Below are 19242 nucleotides of genomic sequence, written 5' to 3'. Positions count from 1 at the left end.
ATTCGCCTCGCGAGGGAGTGTCCGATGGGGTCGCCGGATTTCGAGGACCGTACCGGCGACCCGTTGGCGGGTCATCCGTCGACGCTGCGCCCGTTGACGCGGGATCTCGTCGCCGCCGTGCTGACGCACCGCGGTCACGCGGTCGGCGGAGACACCGACGGCCCGCTGGTGGGCAGATGGGCAGACGGGCACATCTGGTTCCTCCGCGCCGGAGACGCCGGGGAACTGCTCCAGGTGCGCACCGTCGCCGCCCGGGCCTTCTCCGTCGAGGACGTGCCGTGGCTGCACGACTTCTGCAACACCTGGAACCGCGACCGGTTCTGGCCGAAGGCGTTCGTGCACGTCGACGACGCCGGGCAGGCCCGGGTCTGCGGCGAGGTCATCACCGACCTGGAACGCGGCGTCACGCCGCACCAGCTGGACCGGCTGCTCGACCGGGGCATCTCGGCCGGCTGCCGGCTGGCCGCCGAGGTCGGCCGGCTGGCGGGGACGGTGCATCCGTGACCGGGCCGCTCCCCGGCGGTCGCCGGAGCCGCAGCCGGGCGCGAGGCACCGCCGGGCCGGCCGACGGCGTACGCGCCGATCAGCGGATCGCCGACGCCCTCGCCAACGCCCGGGACATGCCCGACGGCGAAGCGCGCGTCGGCGAGTTGGCCCGGGTCGCCGCCCTCGCCGAGACGGACGGCGATCGGCGGACCGCGCTGGACGCCTGGTGCGAGCTGGTCGAGACGCATCTGCGCGACGGCGAACGGTGGCGGCTGTTCGAGCCCGTGCGACGGTGCCTGCACGCGGCGGAGAAGGACGACGAGACGCTGCGCCGCTATCGGCGGTACGCCGTCGAGGCGCTGCTCGGCACCCCTCGCATCGGCCTGGACCAGGCCCACGGCGTGCTGGACGGGCTCACCGTGGCAGGTGGCGAGGCGAACACGGCGCTGGTGGCGCAGCTGAGATGCCGGATCGCTGACCATGTGGGCGACGAGCCTGTGGCCCGACGCTGGCTGACCCGGTGGCGGGACGGGGGACCCGACCCGGCCGCCGGGTGCCCCGACTGCCTGCCGGTACGGCAGGCGCAGTTGCTGGCCGGCTGGGGCGACTGGACCACCGCGCTCGATTTGCTCGATCCGCTGCTCGACGCGCCGGTCGGGTGCACCGCTCAGCCGGAGGCGGCCCTGACCGCAGCGCTGCTGCCCTGGCTGCGGGCGGGCCGGGCAGAGCAGGCGGGCCATGCGCATGTGCGGGCGTACCGGCGGCACCGGACGGAGCCCGACGGGTTCGCCCACCTCGCCACCCACCTGCGCTTCTGTGCGCTCGGCGGGCACCTCGACCGCGGTCTGAAGATCGTCGTCGAGCAGCTGCCCCGACTGGACAGAGCACACGAGGACCTCTGTGTGATGGAGTTCGCCGCGGCGGGTGCGTTGGTCTGCGGCCTGGTGGGCGAGGCGGACGCCGGCCGGAGGGTACGCCGGCCGGCGTACCCTGGGCGACCGGCCGCCGAGATCACCGCGACTCGGCTCGGTGCCGAACTGCTCGCCGTCGCGACCACGCTGGCCGGCAGCTTCGACGCCCGCAACGGCACCGGGCACCAGTCGGGTCGGATGGCGGCCTGGCTGGCCGAGCGGCCACTCGAACCCGTGGTGCCGCTGCCCGCCGACGAGGAGTTCGAGTCGGCCGACGAGGTCGGGCTGGACGGGGAGCCCGACGACCGGCCGGGGCCGGACGGCGGTGACACCGAGTTGGCCGTCGACGAGATCGGCGCGTTGACCGTGTCCATGATCACCAACGCGCTCGACCGCCGGGGTGACGGCTACACCGTCGACCCCGCCGGCACGGTGCTGGGACGCTGGGGCGACGCGGTGATCCACTTCCGGCGGGCCGGAGCACACCACGACATCCTGCACGCCCGGGTGGTGGCCGGGCGTCGGCTGGCGGCGACCCGGCGCACAGAGGCGTACGCCTTTTGCAACGCCTGGAACCGGGACCGGCTGCTACCCAAGGCGTACGCGCACGATCCGGGCGACGGTGAGCTGGTGCTGGCCGGTGAGGTGAGCACGGACCTGGCGTGCGGTGCCGCCCCGGATCAGGTCGCGGTGCTCGTCGACGCGGCGATCCGCACCGGTGTCGCGTACGCGGCGGCGGTCACCGCCCTGCCCTGACCCGTTCCCGGCCGGGAGGCGGAACAGCACCCGGCCGGGAACGGCGAGTCAGCGCCGGCCGCTCAGGGCGCGGAAGTTCTGCGTGGTGAGCAGGGTCAGGTTGTTCCGCTGAAGGATCTCGTTGACCGGCTGGTAGAACGTCGTGCCACCGCGGACGCAGTCGCCGGAGCCGCCGGAGGTCACGCCCTGCGCCTGGTTGCCCGAGATCCACGAGCCGCCGGAGTCGCCGGGCTCGGCGCAGACGTTGGTCCTCACCAGGCCACCCACCAGCCCTTCCGGGTAGCGGACGGTGGCGTTACGGGCCTGCACCGTGCCGCACCGTACGCCCGTGGTGGAGCCGGAGCGGCAGATCGACGAGCCCACCGGCACCTCCTGCGAACCAGCCACCCGGGCCACCCCGCCGCGGAAGTCGGTCACCTCCGGCAGCACCCTGGTGCTGTTGTTGACCTGCACGAAGGCCCAGTCGTCACCCGGGAAGGACGAGGCCCGGAAGACGCCCTGTGGCGCCCGGTCGGCACCCGTGGTCCGGGCACCGACCCGCCCGCAGTGGCCTGCGGTGACGAAGCCACCAACCACCGCGAAGCCGACCGAGCAACGCCCGCTACCGATGAAGTAGGGCTCGCCGCCGCGTACGTCGGCGAAGAGCCGCGGCTGCTCCTCGGTGGCCATCCGCACCGCGGTTCGCGGTACCCCGGCGCGGGCCACGAAACGCCACCCGGCCGTTTCCGCCCCCGGCTCGGCGAGCACCACGACGCTGTTCGAGGCGACGTCGACGTACCAGCCGGAGACCTGCTGGGCGCGGGCGGCGGTACGGTCCATCCGGCTCTTGAGGGTGTCGAGCTGGCCCACCCCACGCTCGACCACCTTCGGCACCGCGCCGGTGGCCCGGACCCGCTGCGCCTGTGCCGCGTCGGCGACCGCCACGTTGAGCTCGCTGCCGTCGGCGCTCAGCCAGCTGCCACCGTAGGCCGCGCCGAGGTCCGTCCGGAGTTGGTCGACCACCCCGGAGGCCCAGCGTTCGGTCTTCAGTCGGGCGGCCACCTGCGAGTCGTCCAGCCGCAGGTCCCGGCGCATCGCCTCGACCACGTCCGGGTCGGCACCCTCGACCGCCCCGCTGGTCGGTGCGCCGGCCGGCGGGCCACCGTCACCGGCGAACGACGGCAGGGCGACGGCCGCCGCCGCGCCCACGGCCGCCACCACGACACCGATGGCTGTCAATCGTCTGCGGTCCATCCGCCATGCTCCTCCCGGCTGGCGCGGTTACGCCTGCCGGCTCGGAGTACGGGCAAACCGCGCGAACGGTTGAACTCGCACGCGACCAATCGATTTGCTGACGCCGATGGGCCACCACCCGCCGGGTGTGGTGGCCCACCGGAACCGGACCGGTACGCCCGGTGCTCAGACCTCGACCACGGTAGGAACGATCATCGGACGACGACGGTAGGCGTCGTTGACCCAGCGGCCCACGGTGCGCCGGACGATCTGCTGGAGCTGGTGCGGGTCGGTGATCCCGTCCGCGGCGGCCCGGTTGAGCGCCTCGGTCACCAGCGGGATCACCGCGTTGAACGCCGCCGGATCCTCGGAGAAGCCCTTGGCCGAGACGGTCGGGCCGGCAACCACCTTGCCGGTGACCGAGTCCACCACCACGGTAGCGGCGATGAAGCCACCGTCACCGAGGATGCGTCGCTCGGTCAGCAGTGACTCGCTCACGTCGCCGACGGCCAGGCCGTCGACGTAGACGTACCGGCTCTTGACGTGGCCCACCAGGCTGGCCCGCCCCTCCACCAGGTCGACCACGTCGCCGTCCTCGCAGAGCACCACCCGGTCCGCCGCCACGCCGGACTCGATGCCCAGTCGGGCGTGCGCGCGCAGATGCCGCCACTCGCCGTGCACCGGCATCAGGTTGCTGGGCCGGACCACGTTGAGCAGGTAGAGCAGTTCCCCGGCCGGGGCGTGCCCGGAGACGTGCACCTTCGCCACGTCCTTGTGCACCACCACCGCACCGGCCCGGGCCAGCCGGTTGATCACCCGGTAGACGGAGGTCTCGTTTCCCGGCACCAACGACGAGGCGAGCACCACCGTGTCACCGGGTGCGATGGTGATGTGCCGGTGGTCGCCGCTGGCCATCCGACCCAGGGCGCTCATCGGCTCGCCCTGCGAACCGGTGGACATCAGCACGATCTGCTCGGGCGGCATCGAGGTCGCCTCGTCGAGACCGACGACCAGGCCGGGCGGGATGTTCAACAGACCCAGATCCCGCGCGATGCCCATGTTGCGGACCATCGACCGGCCGATCAGGGCGACCTTACGACCGTGCTCGGCGGCCGAGTCGAAGACCTGCTGCACCCGGTGCACGTGGGAGGCGAACGAGGCCACGATGATCCGACCCCGGGCCTTCGCGAAGATCGAGTCGAGGACCGGACCGATCTCCCGCTCGGGCGTGACGAAGCCCGGGATCTCCGCGTTCGTCGAGTCCGACAGCAGCAGGTCCACGCCCTCGGCGCCGAGCCGGGCGAAGCCCGCCAGGTCGGTGATCCGGCCGTCCAGCGGCAGCTGGTCCATCTTGAAGTCGCCGGTGTGCAGCACCAGCCCGGCCGGGGTCCGGATGGCCACCGCGAGCGCGTCCGGAATCGAGTGGTTCACGGCGAAGAACTCGCACTCGAACGGACCGAGCCGCTCCCGACCGCCCTCCCGCACGGTGAGCGTGTACGGCTGGATGCGCCGCTCGGCCAGCTTCGCCTCCACCAGCGCGAGGGTGAACTGCGAGCCGACCAGCGGAATGTCGGGCTTGTGGGCGAGCAGGTAGGGCACCGCACCGATGTGATCCTCGTGGCCGTGCGTCAGCACGATCGCCTGGATGTCGTCGAGCCGATCGAGGATCGGGCCGAAGTCCGGCAGGATCAGGTCGACACCGGGCTGTTCAACGTCCGGGAAAAGCACACCGCAGTCGACGACCAGCAGCTTGCCGTCGTACTCGAAGACGGTCATGTTCCGGCCGATGGCGCCGAGCCCGCCGAGCGGTGTGATCCGCAGCCCGCCCTCCGGCAGCGGCGGTGGAAGTTGGGCCTCCTCGTTGTGCGCCTCGGTCACGCGTTCACCTCATTCTGCGACGCCGTCACCCGACGTCCGTCGTATCGTTTGATCATTCAGGGAGCGGCAGGCCCGCCGCCGCGCAGTCAGCGCGCAGCTGGGCGATCTCGCCGTCGGTGGCGTCCACCAACGGCGGTCGGACCGGCCCGCCCGGCAGGCCCTGCACCGTCAGGCCGGCCTTGACCAGGATCACGCCCTGGGTACGGAAGATCCCCGTGAACAGCGGCAGCAGGCGGCGGTGCAGCGCCAGCGCGGTCGCCGTGTCCCCCGTGTCGTACGCCTCGATCATCCGCTTGGTCTCGGCGCCGGTGAAATGCGTGGAGGTGCCCACCACGCCGACGCAGCCGACGGCCAGGGCGGGCAGGGTGAGCGAGTCCTCGCCGCTGTAGTACGCCAGCTCCGCCCGGCTGGTCACCCAGCTCGTCGCCGTCAGGTCGCCCTTGGCGTCCTTGACCGCGACGATCCGACCGTGCTCGGCGAGCTGAACCAGGGTCTCGGTCTCGATCGCCACACCGGAGCGGTGTGGGATGTCGTAGAGCATCACCGGCAGGCCGGTGGCGTCGGCCACCGCGGTGAAGTGGCGCAGCAGGCCGGTCTGCGGCGGCTTGTTGTAGTACGGCGTGACCACCAGCAGCCCGTGCGCGCCGGCCTTCTCCGCCGAGGTCGCCAGCTCGATGGTGTGCCGGGTGTCGTTGGTGCCGACCCCCGCCACCACCCGGGCCCGGTCGCCGACCGCCTCCACCACGACCCGGATCAGGCGCTCCTTCTCGGCGTCGGTGGTGGTCGGTGACTCGCCGGTGGTGCCGTTGACCACCAACGCGTCGTTGCCCTGCTCGGTGACCAGGTGATCCGCCAGTCGCGCCGCGCCGTCGAGGTCGAGCGCCCCGTCGGCGGTGAACGGGGTCACCATGGCCGTGAGCACCCGGCCGAACGGACGGGAGGCCGTTCGAACCGGAGCGTCGAGGTGGTCGTGCGTCATGGTGACAACCTATCGGACGGCCGACGGCCGGCCACCGGGGAAGGGCTCCCCACCCCCCGGGCGGGCGGCCCGGCCCCCGTTCAGGACACCTGGGCGTGCGGGCTCTGCGCCACCTCGGTGCCGTCGGGCAGCGTCGAGATGGTGAAGTCGGCGAAGACGTTCGGTGCGACCCGCTGCAACTGTCGCAGGCACTCCACCGCCAGCTCGCGGATCTCCACGTCGGCGTGCTCGGTGGCGCGCATGCCGATAAAGTGCCGCCAGGCGCGGTAGTTGCCGGTCACCACGATGCGGGTCTCGGTGGCGTTCGGCAGCACCGCGCGGGCCGCCTGGCGGGCCTGCTTGCGGCGCAGGGTCGGGTTCGTCACGTCGGCGAAGCGCCGCTCCAGCCCCTCCAGCAGATCGTTGTAGGCCCGTACGCTCGCCTCGGCGGCCTCGACGAACCGCTTGTGCAGTTCCGGATCCTCGGCGATCACGGTCGGCTCCACCATCGCGGCGTCCCGCTCCGGCACGTACCGCTGCGACAGCTGGGAGTACGAGAAGTGCCGGTGCCGGATCAGCTCATGGGTGAACGAGCGGGACACGCCGGTGAAGTAGAAGCTCACCGAGCCGTGCTCCAGCACCGAGAGGTGCCCGACCTCCAGAATGTGCGCCAGGTAGCCGGCGTTCGTGGCGGTGGCCGGATTCGGCTTCTTCCAGCTCTGGTAGCAGGCCCGCCCGGCGAACTCCGCGAGCGCCTGCCCTCCGTCGGCATCGGTCGACCACGGCACGTCCTCCGGCGGATCGAAGTGTGTCCACGCGATCAGCTTGACCTGGGGCTGCACCATCTCCGGCATTCCTGGGACTGTAGCCGACCGGGTAGTGGGCGGCGGGCAGGCGGGTCAGACGTAGAGGGCGGTGAAGGGCGGCCAGGGCAGGTTGCGGACCACCGAGAAGGCCAGCCAGGCGGCGAGGAACCCGCCGACCAGCTTCGGACCGATGCGCAGCTCGGGAAGCCGCCAACCGAACGCCTGCCGACCGGCCCAGGCGACGAAGAGGTACGCCAGGAAGGGCAGCGCGAAGACGAAGAGGAAGTGGTGCCGGGCGGCGGCCGGCAGGTCGGCGTGCAGCACGTACCAGAGGGCGCGGGTGCCGCCACAACCCGGGCAGTCCAGCCCGGTGGTCAGCTTGAGCAGGCAGGTCGGCAGCGCGTCGGGCGCCGACCGGGTGGGGTCGCTGAGCAGCGTGTAGCCGATGCCGGCGGCGACGCAGCCGACCGCGGCCAACGGCACCACCCAGCGCGGTGTGCGGGCGTGCATCCGCGTCACGAACCGGGTGAGCCGGTCGGACTCGGCCACCGGATAGCCGGCCGGGTAACCAGCCGGCCAGTCGCCCTGCGGCGCGGTGCCCTCGTGGCCACCGTGCGGGTGGGCCGTCTGCATGTCGGCGTGCGGGTGCGGCTGGGCAGCGTCCGGTCGGTCAACGCTCGTCACGGACCTCACCGTACACCGGCCAGGCCCACCAGCGCGGCGGCCAGCGGCGCCGCGAGGTCACCGGCGGCGGGCGGGGCCACCGCGTCCAGGCCGAGCCAGCCGGCCAGGCGGTACAGCTCGGCGGCCAGGGCGATCGCCGTCTCTCCCGGGTCGACGTCCGGCTCCACCCAGGCGGCCGGCACCAGCAGCGCCCCGGCCTTGCGGTCCGCCTTCAGGTCGACCCGGGCGGTGAGGCGCTCGCCCTGGCGGAACGGCAGCACGTAGTAGCCGTGCACACGCTGCGGCGCGGGCACGTAGATCTCGATGCGGTAGCTGAAGCCGAACAGCCGTTCGGTGCGGGCGCGTTCCCAGACCAGCGGATCGAAGGGACTCACCAGGCCGTTGCCGCGTACCCAGCGGGGCAGCCGGGCCTCGGCGTGCAACCAGGCCGGCTGCCGCCACCCCTGCACCGTGACCGGTCGCAACTCCCCCGCCTCGACCAGCTCGGCGATGGCCTGCCGCGCGCCGGCCACCGGCAGCCGGAAGTAGTCGCGCAGCTCCGGCTCCGCGGCCACCCCGAGCGACCGGGCCGCGATGCTCACCAGGGTGCGGTACGCCTCGGCGTCGGACGGCGTCGGCGCGTCCAGCACCTGCGCCGGCAACACCCGTTCCGGCAGGTCGTAGCGGCGGGCGAACGAGGTGGTGCGCTGTGCCGCGCAAACCTCGCCGGCCCAGAAGAGGTATTCCAGGGCCTGCTTCACCGCCGACCAGTTCCACCCCCAGTTGCCGGTCTGGCGGGGCACGTCGTGCTCGATCTCGGCCACGGTGAGCGGCCCCCGGGCGGCCACCTCGTCGCGTACCCAGGCGACCAGGGCGGGCTGCTCGGCGGCGATGCGACGCATCCCACCCCAGGCGTCGGCGTGCGCCCGCGCCATCCGCCAACGCAGCGCCGGATGCAGGGCGACCGGCACCAGCGACGCTTCGTGGCCCCAGTACTCGAACAACTCGCGGGGGCGGCGGTAGGCGGCGGCGTCGAGCAGGGTGGTCGGGTAGGGCCCGAGCCGGCTGTAGAGCGGCAGGTAGTGCGCCCGTTGCAGGACGTTCACCGAATCCATCTGGATCAACCCGATCCGGTCGAGCACCCGACGCAGGTGCCGGCGGGTGGGCGCCCCGGTGGGCGCCGGATCGGCGAAGCCCTGCGCGGCCAACGCGACGCGGCGGGCCTGGGCGAGCGAGAGCGATTCCGGTGCGGCCATCGCTAGGCAGGCTACGGCAGGGGTACGACATCGGTGCGGACACTGGACCTGCCCGCCCCGGCGGCCTAGAACTACGTGCATGCCCTGCATTCGCCAAGAGCAGCCCGACGACGCCGAGGCGGTGGCCCGGGTGCACGTGCGCGGCTGGCAGGCCGGCTACGCCGGGATCATGCCGGACGAGGTGCTGGACCGGCTCAACCCGGTCGCCTGGGCGCAACGCCGGCGAGCCCTCGGCACCGCCGACCCCGATCACCCGTTCACCACCCTGCTGGCCGAGGCGCACGGCACGCTCGTCGGCTTCACCACCTTCGGGCCCTACCGCAACAATCAGGATCGCGGCGACCTCGACCCGGCGTACGGCGAGGTGGTGAGCCTCTACGTCACGCCCGACAACTGGGGTGACGGCACCGCTCGGGCCCTGTTCGCGGCGGCCCGGGCGGGCCTGCGCGAATCCGGCTGGACGGAGTACCGGCTGTGGGTGCTGGCGGCCAACGACCGGGCCCGCCGGTTCTACGAGCGGGCCGGTTTGTCACCGGACGGTGAGCGGTCGACCTATCCGGTGCCGTTGTCCGGTGGGCGACCGGCGATCGGGCTGGTCGAGCTGCGGTACACCGGCCGGCTCGACGGCGACTGAATCCGACGTCGACCGGGGTGCGACCGGACGCACCGGCAGGAAGGCCAGCAGCGCCAGGCTGATCCAGACGTAGGTGTTGCCGAACAGGAAACCGTCGAGGCCGGTGAAGTCCTCCTCCCACGCCCAGACGATCCGACTGGTCAGGAACGCGTACCCGACGGCCGCGCAGGCCAGCAGGGCCCGCCGCCGGCTGCCCGGTGGCGCGGCCATGCCCCGGTCCACCAGCAGCAGCAGACCCGGTAGCAGCCAGACCAGGTGATGCACCCAGGTGACCGGGCTGACCAGGCACATCACCGCGCCGGTCAGGGCCAGCCCGGTGGCCTCGTCGCCCACGGACGCCGCGACCCGGGACCGCCACGCCCAGAGCAGCAGCGTCCCGGCGACCAGCAGCAGCCAGGCCAGCGTGCTGGGGTTCTCCGGGTCGAGCCGGGCCACCACGCCGCGCAACGACTGGTTGGAGACGAAGGCCAGCTCACCGACGCGCCCGGTGTTCCACAGCGCGCTGGTCCAGAACTCCCGGGAGGCGTCCGGGAACAGCGCGGCGGCCAGCACGGTCGCGGCGGTCGCGGTGCCCGAGGCGGTCACCGCCGCGCGCCAGCGCCCGGTCACCAGCAGGTAGACGATGAAGATGCCCGGCGTGAGCTTGATCGCGGTGGCCAGGCCGATGCCGATCCCGGCCCATCTGCTGCCGCCCGGCAGCAGCCGGAGCAGATCCACCGCGACCAGGAAGAGCAGCAGCGTGTTGACCTGGCCGAAGTTGATCGTCTCGCGCATCGGTTCGAAGGCGGCGACCAGGCACAGTGCCACCGCGAAGGCGAACCAGCGGGTCCAACCGGCGCGCCGGGCGACCGGATCCAGCAGCCACCAGATCAGCACCGCCGTGGTCACCACGCCGGCCGCCACGCTCACCACGATCGCCGCGTGCCAGGACAGGTACGCCATCGGCAGCATCACCAGGGCGGCGAACGGTGGGTACGTGAAGCCGTACTGGGTGCCGGGCTTGAGGTAGTCGTAGATCTCCCCGCCGTCGTGCACCCACCAGACCAGAGCGCCCCGGTAGACCTGCAGGTCGAAGAAGCCGTGCCGGACGGCCGCCACGGACAGGAACCCGGCCACCGCGACGGCGAGCACGATCACCGTGGCGACCTGTCCGACCGTCCGCCTGGCACCCTGCGCCACCGTCGCCTCCCTCGCCCTGCGTAGGCTGTCGTGCCATGAGTCTCGGGTACGTCCGCCCGGCGCGTCCGGAGGACGCCGCCGAGATCGCCCGCATCCAGCTCGCCACCTGGCGGGTCGCCTACCGGCGACTGCTGCCCCGGGACGTGCTGGCCAGCCTCGACGAGGCGTCGCTGGCCGAGCGCTGGGACGCCTCGGTGCGCCAGCCGCCCGGCGACACCCACCGGGTGCTGGTCGCCGTCGAACAGGCCGAGCAATCGTATCTGGTGGGCTTCGCCGCCTCCGGTCCGGCCGACGCCGAGGCGCTGGCCCCGAACGAACCGGCCGAGGCGCTCGGCGCGGACGTGGTGGCGGTGACCGACCTGCTCGTCGAGCCCCGCTGGGGCCGGCGCGGGCACGGCTCCCGGCTGCTCGCCGCGAGCGTCGACCTGTGGCGGGAGTCCGGCTTCGACCGGGCGGTGGCGTGGGTCTTCGAGGGCGACGAGGCGTCCCGGAAGTTCCTCACCACCGCCGGCTGGGAGCCCGACGGCGCGGGCCGCGCACTTGACGTCGACGACATGCTGGTCCCCCAGTTGCGCCTGCACGTCGCCGTCCCCACCGAGCCGCCCCGGACCGACTGACCGGACCAACCGGCCGGCGGGTCGCTCAGTCGAGCAGGGCGTCCAGGCCGAGGGTCAGGCCCGGCCGGTTCCGCACCGCGCGTACCGCGAGCAGCACGCCGGGCATGAACGAGACCCGGTCGTACGAGTCGTGCCGGATGGTGAGCGTCTCGCCGGTGGTGCCGAAGAGCACCTCCTGGTGGGCGACAAGTCCGGTGGCCCGCACGGCGTGCACCCGCACCCCGTCGACGTCGGCGCCGCGGGCCCCGCCCAGCTCGTCCTTCGTGGCGTCGGGCACCGGACCGAGACCGGCTTCGGCACGCGCCGCCGCGACCAGGCGCGCGGTGTGCATGGCGGTACCGCTGGGCGCGTCGAGCTTGCGTGGATGGTGCTGCTCGATGATCTCGACCGACTCGAAGTAGCGGGCGGCGCGCGCGGCGAACTGCATCATCAGCACCGCGCCGAGACCGAAGTTGGGTGCGATCACCACGCCCGCGTCGGGGCGGCCGGCCAACCAGCCGCGTACCTGCTCGATCCGCTGCTCGGTGAAGCCGCTGGTGCCGACCACCGCGTGGATGCCCTGGTCGATGCACCAGCGCAGGTTGTCCATCACCACGTCGGGGGTGGTGAAGTCGACGAGCACCTCCGCCCCGGCCTCGGCGGCGCTGACCAGCCAGTCGTCCTGGTCGACGGTCGCCACCAGTTTCATGTCGGTGGCCGCCTCGACGGCCCGGCACACCTCGGCACCCATCCGGCCACCGGCACCCAGCACGCCGACCTTGATCGACTCGGCGGCGGTCTTCTCCTGCTCGTCAGTCACGCGGCACAACCTATCCCAATCGGGACGCGGACACCCCGACGGTGGTACCACCCGGTCGGCGCGGAGGGTCAGGCGCTGAAGTCCCGGCCGGCGAACGGACCGACGACCGCGAGGGACATCGGCCGGCTCAGCAGCTCTGCGGCGAGGGAGTTGACGTCGTCGAGGGTGACCGCCTCGACCCGGTCGAGTAGTTCGTTTACCGGCACCAGGTCGCCGTAGAGCAGTTCGCCCTTGGCCAGCCGGCTCATCCGGGAACCGGTGTCCTCCAGGCCGAGCACGAACGCACCCTTGCTCATGCCCTTGCCCCGGGCCAGTTCCGCCTCGGTGACGCCGCGCGCGGCGGTACGCGCCAACTCGGCCCGGGTCAGCTCCAGCACCTCGTCGACCCGGCCCGGGGCGCAGCCCGCGTAGACGCCGAACAGGCCACTGTCGGCGTACTGGCTGGCGTAGGAGTAGACGGAGTAGGCGAGGCCACGGCGTTCCCGGATCTCCTGGAACAGCCGGCTGGACATGCCGCCGCCGAGCACGTTGTTCAGCACCCCGAGGGCGAAGCGGCGTTCGTCGAGCCGGTCGATGCCCGGGCAGCCCAGCACGACGTGCGCCTGCTCGGTCTCCTTCGCCTCCACCACGGTGGCGGTGGCCCGGGTGCGTACGCCGGGAGTGGCCGGCCGCTGCGGCGCGGGCACCGCCGGGTCGGTGTCCAGCGGGGTGCCCCGCAGCGCCTGGCGGACCAGCCGCACCACGGCGGTGTGGTCGAGGTTGCCGGCGGCGGCGATGACGATCTGCGGTGCGACGTAGCGCCGCCGGTAGAAGCTCTGGATCTGCCGGCGGGTCATCGGGGTGACCGTGTCCGCGGTGCCGGAGATCAGCCGGCCCAGCGGGTGGTCACCGTAGACGGCCTGGGCGAACAGGTCGTGCACCTCGTCGCCGGGCTCGTCGTCGTGCATGGCGATCTCTTCGAGGATCACGCCGCGCTCGGTCTCCACGTCGGCCGGCTCCAGCACCGAGTCGGCGACCAGGTCGCACATGACGTCGATGGCCAGGGGCAGGTCCTCGTCCAGCACCCGAGCGTAGTAGCAGGTGTACTCCTTCGTGGTGAAGGCATTGGTCTCACCGCCCACCGCCTCGATGGCCGAGGAGATCTCCATCGCGTTCCGCTTGTGGGTGCCCTTGAACAGCAGGTGTTCCAGGAAGTGGGCGGCACCGGCCTGCGGGCCGGTCTCGTCCCGCGAGCCGACCGCCACCCAGACGCCGAACGAGACGCTGCGCATGGCCGGGATCGCCTCGGTCAGCACCCGCAGCCCGTTGGGCAGCACCGTACGGCGCACCGTGCCGCCCAGCGGATCGTCGCTCAGGGTCCGGGTCACCGCCCGGGTCGACCCACCGGCGGCCCGGGCGGTCGCGGTGGCGCGCCGGCCGGCACCGGGCGGTGTCACCCCGGCTGTGCTCGCGGGGAGAGACGAATGCCGGGTACGGCTCACGGCCACCTGCTTTCAGTACGAGGGGATGGATGAGTTGACGAACGAACCGGCCGGGCGACGGTGTCGCCCGGCCGGTCAGCGGTTCACTTGTCAGCTGTGCCGGGTACGGCGCCGGGGACGGTTGTCGCCGCCACCCTCGCCGCCCTCGCCACGCTCGGGGCCACGGCCGCCCCGGTCGCCACCGCGCTCGCGGTCGCCCCGGTCACGCGGGCCCCGGTCGCCACCCCGGTCACGGCCGGCGGGCCGCTCCTCGCCGGCCGCGGCGGCCGGCGCCTCGGCGCCCTCCGGGCGGACCTTGTCCAGGTAGATCTTGCCGCGCTGGTCGATGTCGGCGATCTCCACCTCGACCCGGTCACCGACGTTGAGGAAGTCCTCGACCTTCTCGACCCGCTTGCCGTCGCCCACCTTGGAGATGTGCAGCAGACCGTCGCGGCCCGGCAGCAGCGAGACGAACGCGCCGAACGGAGCGGTCTTCACCACCGTGCCGAGGAAGCGGTCACCGACCTTCGGCAGGGTCGGGTTGGCGATCGCGTTGATCCGCTCGACGGCGGCCTGCGCCGACGGACCGTTCGTCGCGCCGACGTAGATGGTGCCGTCGTCCTCGATGGAGATCTCGGCGCCGGTCTCGTCCTGGATGGCGTTGATGGTCTGACCCTTCGGGCCGATCACCATGCCGATCTTGTCAACCGGGATCTTGACCGTGGTCACCCGGGGCGCGTAGTCGGACATCTCGGCCGGCGCCTCGATCGCCCGCTGCATCACGTCGAGGATGGTCTGCCGGGCCTCGTGCGCCTGCTGGAGCGCGGCGGCCAGCACGTCGGACGGGATGCCGTCGAGCTTGGTGTCGAGCTGGAGCGCGGTGACGAAGTCGCGGGTGCCGGCGACCTTGAAGTCCATGTCACCGAAGGCATCCTCGGCACCGAGGATGTCGGTGAGCGTCACGTACTGGGTCTTGCCGTCGACCTCGTCGGAGATCAGACCCATGGCGATGCCGGCGACCGGCGCCTTCAGCGGCACACCGGCGCTGAGCAGGCCCAGCGTCGAGGCGCAGACCGAGCCCATCGAGGTGGAGCCGTTGGACCCGAGCGCCTCGGAGACCTGCCGGATCGCGTATGGGAACTCCTCCCGCGAGGGCAGCACCGGGATCAGCGCCCGCTCCGCCAGAGCACCGTGCCCGATCTCGCGGCGCTTCGGCGAGCCGACCCGACCGGTCTCACCGGTGGAGTACGGCGGGAAGTTGTAGTTGTGCATGTAGCGCTTGGACTTCTCCGGGGAGAGGGTGTCCAACGCCTGCTCCATGCGCAGCATGTTGAGCGTGGTGACGCCGAGGATCTGGGTCTCACCGCGCTCGAACAGCGCCGAGCCGTGCACCCGGGGCAGCACGCCCACCTCGGCGCTCAGCGGACGGATGTCACGCGGACCCCGACCGTCGATGCGGACCTGCTCCCGCAGCACCCGGCTGCGCACCTCGGACTTGGTAAGCGAACGGAACGAGGCGGAGAGCTCCTTCTCCCGACCCTCGAAGCGGGCGCCGAGTTCCTCCTGGACCCGCGCCTTGATCGCGTCCAGAGCCTCCTCGCGGTCCGCCTTGCCGGCGATCTGCAGGGCCTCGGCGACGTCGGCGCGGGCCAGTTCGGCGACCGCGTCGTACGCGTCGTCCTGGTAATCAAGGAAGACCGGGAACTCGGCGACCGGCTTGGCGGCGACCTCGGCCAGCTCGCTCTGCGCCCGGCACAGCTCGCGGATGGCGGGCTTGGCGGCCTCCAGGCCGCTGGCCACGACCTCCTCGGTCGGTGCGGGTGCCCCGCCGGCGACCAGCTTCACGGTGTGCTCGGTGGCCTCGGCCTCGACCATCATGATCGCGACGTCGCCGTCCGCCAGGGCGCGGCCGGCCACCACCATGTCGAAGGTCGCCCGAGCCAGCTCCTCGTGGGTCGGGAAGGCGACCCACTGGCCGTCCACGTGGGCCATCCGGGTGGCCCCGATCGGGCCGGAGAACGGCAGGCCGGACAGCTTCGTCGACATCGACGCGGCGTTGATCGCGACGACGTCGTACGGGTGCTGCGGGTCGAGCGCGAGGATCGTCTCGACGACCTGGACCTCGTTGCGCAGGCCCTTGACGAACGACGGGCGCAGCGGCCGGTCGATCAGGCGGCAGGTGAGGATGGCGTCCTCGCTGGGCCGGCCCTCACGACGGAAGAACGAGCCGGGGATCCGGCCCGCGGCGTACATCCGCTCCTCCACGTCGACGGTCAGCGGGAAGAAGTCGAACTGCTCCTTCGGCTGCTTGCCGGCGGTGGTGGCGGAGAGAACGACCGTCTCGCCGAGCTGGGCCGTGACGGAGCCGGCGGCCTGTCGGGCCAGCCGGCCGGTGGAGAAGGTGATCTCACGGGTGCCGAACGACCCGTTGTCGATCACGGCGGTGCGGGTTTCGGTGCCGAGTTTGGTCTCGGTCATGCTGTTTCAATGCTCCTTCGCATCGGGGGCCACGACGCGGGAGCTGTGCGGACGGCCGGTCTTCGATCGAAGCGCCCGGGACCGCCGGCGGGATGCCGGGGTGCCCGGAGGCCACTACCGGAGACCGGTACGCCGACACTCCCTTGTCTGGGTGGTCGTGGCCCGTTTCTCGGTTAGGACGACGGCGGGGGAGTGACCTGGTGGGCCACTCCCCCGTCACGTCACCGGCGCAGGCCGAGCCGCTCGATGAGCGACCGGTAGCGGTTGATGTCCTTCTTCTGAACGTAGTTGAGCAGCCGACGGCGACGGCCGACCAGCAGCAGCAGCCCACGGCGGCTGTGGTGGTCGTGCTTGTGCACCTTCAGGTGCTCGGTGAGGTCGGCGATCCGCTTGGTGAGGACCGCGACCTGCACCTCGGGCGACCCGGTGTCGCCCTCGGCGGTCGCGTACTCCTCGCGGATCTTGGCCTTGGCCTGCTGGTCGAGCGCCATGTTCTCCCTGTTCTGGTGGGTTGTCTCGGTGTTTGTCCGTCGGGCCGGGCTACGGCACCGGTGACGGACGGCCCTCGCACCCGCGGCGTCGAGCAGGCAGGCGAGGCCCCACGTCGGTCAGCCGACGTCCCGGCCAGCCTACCAGCACCCACCGGACCCGGCCGGTCAAGGGCCACGGGCGGGTCGATGACCGGTCAGCCCAGCACCCGGCGGGTCCGCTCGACGTCCTGGGCGATCTGGGCGATCAACGGCTCGATCGAGTCGAAGCGGGTCTGGCCGCGCAGATGCGCCACGAAGTCCAGCGCCAGCCGTTCGCCGTAGAGGTCGCCGTCGAAGTCCAGTGCGTACGCCTCGACCCGGCGCTCCCGGCCGGAGAACGTCGGGTTGGTGCCGATCGACACGGCGGCGGCGAGCGGCTGCCGCTGCCCCCGACGGACCAGCCGGGCGGCGTAGACGCCGTCGGCCGGGACCGCCGCGTGCCGGTGGCAGAGCAGGTTCGCCGTCGGGAAGCCGAGTTCCCGTCCGCGCTGGTCGCCGCGGACCACCACCCCCTCCAGCCGGTGCGGGCGACCCAGCGCCTCGGCCGCCGCGGTCACGTCACCCGCGTCGACACAGGAGCGGATGTAGGTCGAGGAGAAGACCGTGCCGGACTCGGCGACCAACGGTGCCCCCTCGACGGCGAAGCCGAACGTGCGGCCGAGCCGCTCCAGCAGCGCCACGTCACCGGCGGCCCGGTGACCGAACCGGAAGTTCTCGCCCACCACCACGAGCGCGGCGTGCAGGTGCTCGACAAGCACGTCGTGCACGAACGCCTCGGCCGACAACCGGGACACCTCGGGCGTGAACGGCATCACACAGAGCACGTCCGCCCCAAGGGCCTCGATCAGCTCCGCCTTGCGTTGTGGCTCGGTCAGCACCGCCGGGTGGGAACCGGGTCGCACGACCTCGGCCGGGTGCGGGTCGAAGGTGAGCACCACCGACTCGACACCGAGTTCACGGGCGCGGGCCACGGCGTGCCCGATCGTCGCCTGATGGCCCTTGTGCACACCGTCGAAGACGCCGATGGTGACGACCGACCGTCCCCAGCCACCGGGCGCCGCGTCGTACCCCCGCCACCGCTGCATGCTGCTCCTCCGCTGTCGTTCACCGCCGACCGTCGGCAGTCGGCCGTCCGGTACCCGGCGTCAGGCCGGGGCGAGCACGATCTCCGCGCGGGCCCGGCCGGCCCGCTCGCTGACGATAGCGATCAGCCCACCGGCCGGGTCGAACACGGCGTACGGCCCGGTGCGGCCGACCGGATCGAGCGGACCGCCGTGCGACAGCACCTTCGCCTCCTCCTCGGTGGCGTCCCGGCGCGGAAAGAACCGCTCGGCGGCGGCCGCGAGCGGCAGGTCCACCACCTCCGGTGCGCGCTGCTCCAACTCGTCGAGGGTGACCGCCTCCGCCACGGTGAACCCACCCACGGCGGTGCGGCGCAGCGCGGTCAGGTGGCCGCCGACCGTGAGGGCCAGACCCGCGTCCCGGGCGATCGCCCGGATGTACGTCCCGGTCGAGCAGGCCACGTCGATGTCGACGTCGACGACGTCGGGCGACTCACGGCGGATCGCCAGCACGTCGAGCCGGGACACGGTGACCCGCCGAGCCGGCAGGTCGACGCTCTCCCCCGCACGGACCCGGTGGTACGCCCGCCGACCGTTGACCTTGATGGCGCTCACCGCGCTCGGCACCTGGTCGATCTCCCCGGTCAACCCGGCCAGGGCACCCCGGATCGCCTCGTCGGTGAGCGTCCCGGCGGGCATGGTGGCGATCACGTCGCCCTCCGCGTCGTCGGTGACGGTGGCCTGGCCAAGCCGGATGGTCGCCGCGTAGCTCTTGTCCGCACCGATCACGTACGTCAGGAGTCGGGTGGCCCGACCGACCCCGATCACCAGGACCCCGGTGGCCATCGGATCGAGCGTGCCGCCGTGACCGACCCGCCGCGTCCGGGCCAACCGGCGCATCCGGGCGACCACGTCGTGCGAGGTGATACCGCCGGGCTTGTCCACCACGATCAGGCCGTCTGTGCTCACGACGTGCAAGCCTGCCAGACCCGCGCGCCGGCCCGAGCACCGGACAGGCCGCCGAAAACGGGATGTTCGCGTTGGGACCGCCCTGCCACGATGGGCTCATCGGCGACGGTGAGTGCCGCGCCGGCAGACACGGGGAGAACGAGATGAGCACGGACCGTGGTCCCGATCGAACGCGCCGGCCCGACGATTCGGTCGGCCTGCGTACGCCCGACCAGCCCAGCCCGCTGCCGGACTGGATGCTGAATCCACCACCGCCGAGGCGCACGCTGGGCGTCCGACTCGCCGAGGGTCTGGCCGCGCTGCCCGGTGCCGGGGCCCTGCGCCGCCGCTGGTGGGCCTGGCAGCGACGACAGCCCCTGCGTCAGCGCTACCCCACCACCATGAAGATCATCGCGTTGCTCGTCTCCTTCGTGGCGAGCCTGGCTCTGGTGCTCGTCATCTACGCGCTGTACGGCCAGCTCTTGTCAGACACCCCAGCTTCTTGGATGTCAAGCTGCGGCGGGTTGGGTGCGGTGTGACCAGGCGGTTGTCTGGTCGTAGTGGGTGGTGTTCTTGAGGCAGCCGTGGAGGATGCCGACGAGGCGGTTGC

The 19242-nt window shown here is 72.3% G+C and carries 18 protein-coding genes; 5 read left to right on the top strand and 13 right to left on the bottom strand.

All coding sequences use genetic code 11. The features are described from left to right. Nucleotides 1-24 precede the first annotated feature (24 nt). Nucleotides 25-504, top strand: coding sequence for a YbjN domain-containing protein (locus KBX00_RS19770; RefSeq protein ID WP_210829101.1), 480 nt, complete (start codon nt 25-27; stop codon nt 502-504). After that, nucleotides 501-2153, top strand: coding sequence for a YbjN domain-containing protein (locus KBX00_RS19765; RefSeq protein WP_374225332.1), 1653 nt, complete (start codon nt 501-503; stop codon nt 2151-2153). Before KBX00_RS19770 ends, KBX00_RS19765 begins: the two co-directional genes overlap by 4 nt. Nucleotides 2154-2201: 48 nt before the next feature. On the opposite strand, the gene KBX00_RS19760 is transcribed toward KBX00_RS19765, so the two are convergent. The 6 genes from KBX00_RS19760 to KBX00_RS19735 form a co-directional block, all read right to left on the bottom strand. Next, on the bottom strand, nt 2202-3386 hold the full coding sequence (locus KBX00_RS19760) for a S1 family peptidase (protein WP_210829097.1): 1185 nt from the start codon (nt 3384-3386) through the stop codon (nt 2202-2204). A 165-nt stretch (nt 3387-3551) separates the two neighbouring features. Beyond that, nucleotides 3552-5243: a ribonuclease J gene (locus KBX00_RS19755; RefSeq protein WP_210829095.1), complete on the bottom strand. Its 1692-nt coding sequence runs from the start codon at nt 5241-5243 to the stop codon at nt 3552-3554. A 52-nt stretch (nt 5244-5295) separates the two neighbouring features. Then, nucleotides 5296-6222, bottom strand: coding sequence for a 4-hydroxy-tetrahydrodipicolinate synthase (gene dapA / locus KBX00_RS19750; protein ID WP_210829093.1), 927 nt, complete (start codon nt 6220-6222; stop codon nt 5296-5298). Nucleotides 6223-6302: 80 nt separating this feature from the next. Beyond that, nucleotides 6303-7046, bottom strand: a complete 744-nt coding sequence (thyX, locus tag KBX00_RS19745; RefSeq protein WP_210829243.1) for an FAD-dependent thymidylate synthase — start codon at nt 7044-7046, stop codon at nt 6303-6305. A 54-nt stretch (nt 7047-7100) separates the two neighbouring features. Continuing rightward, the gene (locus tag KBX00_RS19740) at nt 7101-7640 is read right to left on the bottom strand and encodes a DUF2752 domain-containing protein (protein WP_210829242.1); all 540 of its coding nucleotides are present in this window, start codon (nt 7638-7640) and stop codon (nt 7101-7103) included. Nucleotides 7641-7696: 56 nt separating this feature from the next. After that, the gene (locus KBX00_RS19735) at nt 7697-8926 is read right to left on the bottom strand and encodes a winged helix-turn-helix domain-containing protein (protein WP_210829092.1); all 1230 of its coding nucleotides are present in this window, start codon (nt 8924-8926) and stop codon (nt 7697-7699) included. 79 nt (nt 8927-9005) lie between these two features. Here KBX00_RS19735 and KBX00_RS19730 point away from each other — a divergent pair, with 79 nt between their 5' ends. Beyond that, entirely contained in the window at nt 9006-9560 is a 555-nt protein-coding gene (locus KBX00_RS19730) for a GNAT family N-acetyltransferase (RefSeq protein ID WP_210829091.1), read from the top strand. Here the strand turns inward: KBX00_RS19730 and KBX00_RS19725 are convergent. Then, nucleotides 9456-10739, bottom strand: coding sequence for a glycosyltransferase family 87 protein (locus KBX00_RS19725; RefSeq protein WP_210829090.1), 1284 nt, complete (start codon nt 10737-10739; stop codon nt 9456-9458). The genes KBX00_RS19730 and KBX00_RS19725 overlap by 105 nt on opposite strands. A gap of 35 nt (nt 10740-10774) precedes the next feature. Between KBX00_RS19725 and KBX00_RS19720 the strand changes: the two genes are divergently transcribed. Further along, nucleotides 10775-11356 carry a GNAT family N-acetyltransferase gene (locus tag KBX00_RS19720; protein WP_210829089.1) on the top strand — a complete coding sequence of 194 codons (582 nt, stop codon included), beginning with the start codon at nt 10775-10777 and terminating at the stop codon, nt 11354-11356. A gap of 25 nt (nt 11357-11381) precedes the next feature. Here the strand turns inward: KBX00_RS19720 and dapB are convergent, their stop codons facing one another. The 6 genes from dapB to truB all read right to left on the bottom strand — a co-directional run bounded on the left by dapB (nt 11382) and on the right by truB (nt 18653). After that, entirely contained in the window at nt 11382-12155 is a 774-nt protein-coding gene (gene dapB, locus KBX00_RS19715) for a 4-hydroxy-tetrahydrodipicolinate reductase (protein WP_210829088.1), read from the bottom strand. Nucleotides 12156-12223: 68 nt separating this feature from the next. Then, nucleotides 12224-13591 (bottom strand): pitrilysin family protein, encoded by a 1368-nt coding sequence (locus KBX00_RS19710; protein ID WP_210829237.1) that lies wholly within the window; start codon nt 13589-13591, stop codon nt 12224-12226. A 135-nt stretch (nt 13592-13726) separates the two neighbouring features. Then, on the bottom strand, nt 13727-16093 hold the full coding sequence (locus KBX00_RS19705; protein WP_210829087.1) for a polyribonucleotide nucleotidyltransferase: 2367 nt from the start codon (nt 16091-16093) through the stop codon (nt 13727-13729). A gap of 221 nt (nt 16094-16314) precedes the next feature. Beyond that, nucleotides 16315-16584, bottom strand: a complete 270-nt coding sequence (rpsO, locus tag KBX00_RS19700) for a 30S ribosomal protein S15 (RefSeq protein ID WP_013732184.1) — start codon at nt 16582-16584, stop codon at nt 16315-16317. Nucleotides 16585-16778: 194 nt separating this feature from the next. Beyond that, nucleotides 16779-17708, bottom strand: a complete 930-nt coding sequence (locus KBX00_RS19695) for a bifunctional riboflavin kinase/FAD synthetase (protein WP_210829086.1) — start codon at nt 17706-17708, stop codon at nt 16779-16781. A gap of 60 nt (nt 17709-17768) precedes the next feature. Beyond that, the gene (gene truB / locus KBX00_RS19690) at nt 17769-18653 is read right to left on the bottom strand and encodes a tRNA pseudouridine(55) synthase TruB (protein ID WP_210829085.1); all 885 of its coding nucleotides are present in this window, start codon (nt 18651-18653) and stop codon (nt 17769-17771) included. Nucleotides 18654-18796: 143 nt separating this feature from the next. Here truB and KBX00_RS19685 point away from each other — a divergent pair, with 143 nt between their 5' ends. Next, nucleotides 18797-19171: a hypothetical protein gene (locus KBX00_RS19685; RefSeq protein WP_301548270.1), complete on the top strand. Its 375-nt coding sequence runs from the start codon at nt 18797-18799 to the stop codon at nt 19169-19171. The last annotated feature ends 71 nt before the right edge of the window (nt 19172-19242 follow it).

The sequence above is a fragment of the Micromonospora sp. C95 genome, from assembly GCF_018070465.1.
In the GTDB taxonomy this organism is placed as follows: Bacteria; Actinomycetota; Actinomycetes; order Mycobacteriales; family Micromonosporaceae; genus Micromonospora.
This window is presented reverse-complemented; position numbering and strand designations above follow the sequence as displayed.

Coding starts and splice junctions, on each gene's coding strand:
- rpsO (WP_013732184.1), bottom strand. CDS start 16,584: ATGGCGCTCGACCAGCAGGCCAAGGCCAAGATCCGCGAGGAGTACGCG.
- KBX00_RS19735 (WP_210829092.1), bottom strand. CDS start 8,926: ATGGCCGCACCGGAATCGCTCTCGCTCGCCCAGGCCCGCCGCGTCGCG.
- KBX00_RS19685 (WP_301548270.1), top strand. CDS start 18,797: ATGAGCACGGACCGTGGTCCCGATCGAACGCGCCGGCCCGACGATTCG.
- dapA (WP_210829093.1), bottom strand. CDS start 6,222: ATGACGCACGACCACCTCGACGCTCCGGTTCGAACGGCCTCCCGTCCG.
- KBX00_RS19770 (WP_210829101.1), top strand. CDS start 25: ATGGGGTCGCCGGATTTCGAGGACCGTACCGGCGACCCGTTGGCGGGT.
- KBX00_RS19730 (WP_210829091.1), top strand. CDS start 9,006: ATGCCCTGCATTCGCCAAGAGCAGCCCGACGACGCCGAGGCGGTGGCC.
- thyX (WP_210829243.1), bottom strand. CDS start 7,046: ATGGTGCAGCCCCAGGTCAAGCTGATCGCGTGGACACACTTCGATCCG.
- KBX00_RS19705 (WP_210829087.1), bottom strand. CDS start 16,093: ATGACCGAGACCAAACTCGGCACCGAAACCCGCACCGCCGTGATCGAC.
- KBX00_RS19695 (WP_210829086.1), bottom strand. CDS start 17,708: ATGCAGCGGTGGCGGGGGTACGACGCGGCGCCCGGTGGCTGGGGACGG.
- KBX00_RS19760 (WP_210829097.1), bottom strand. CDS start 3,386: ATGGACCGCAGACGATTGACAGCCATCGGTGTCGTGGTGGCGGCCGTG.
- KBX00_RS19720 (WP_210829089.1), top strand. CDS start 10,775: ATGAGTCTCGGGTACGTCCGCCCGGCGCGTCCGGAGGACGCCGCCGAG.
- KBX00_RS19740 (WP_210829242.1), bottom strand. CDS start 7,640: ATGCAGACGGCCCACCCGCACGGTGGCCACGAGGGCACCGCGCCGCAG.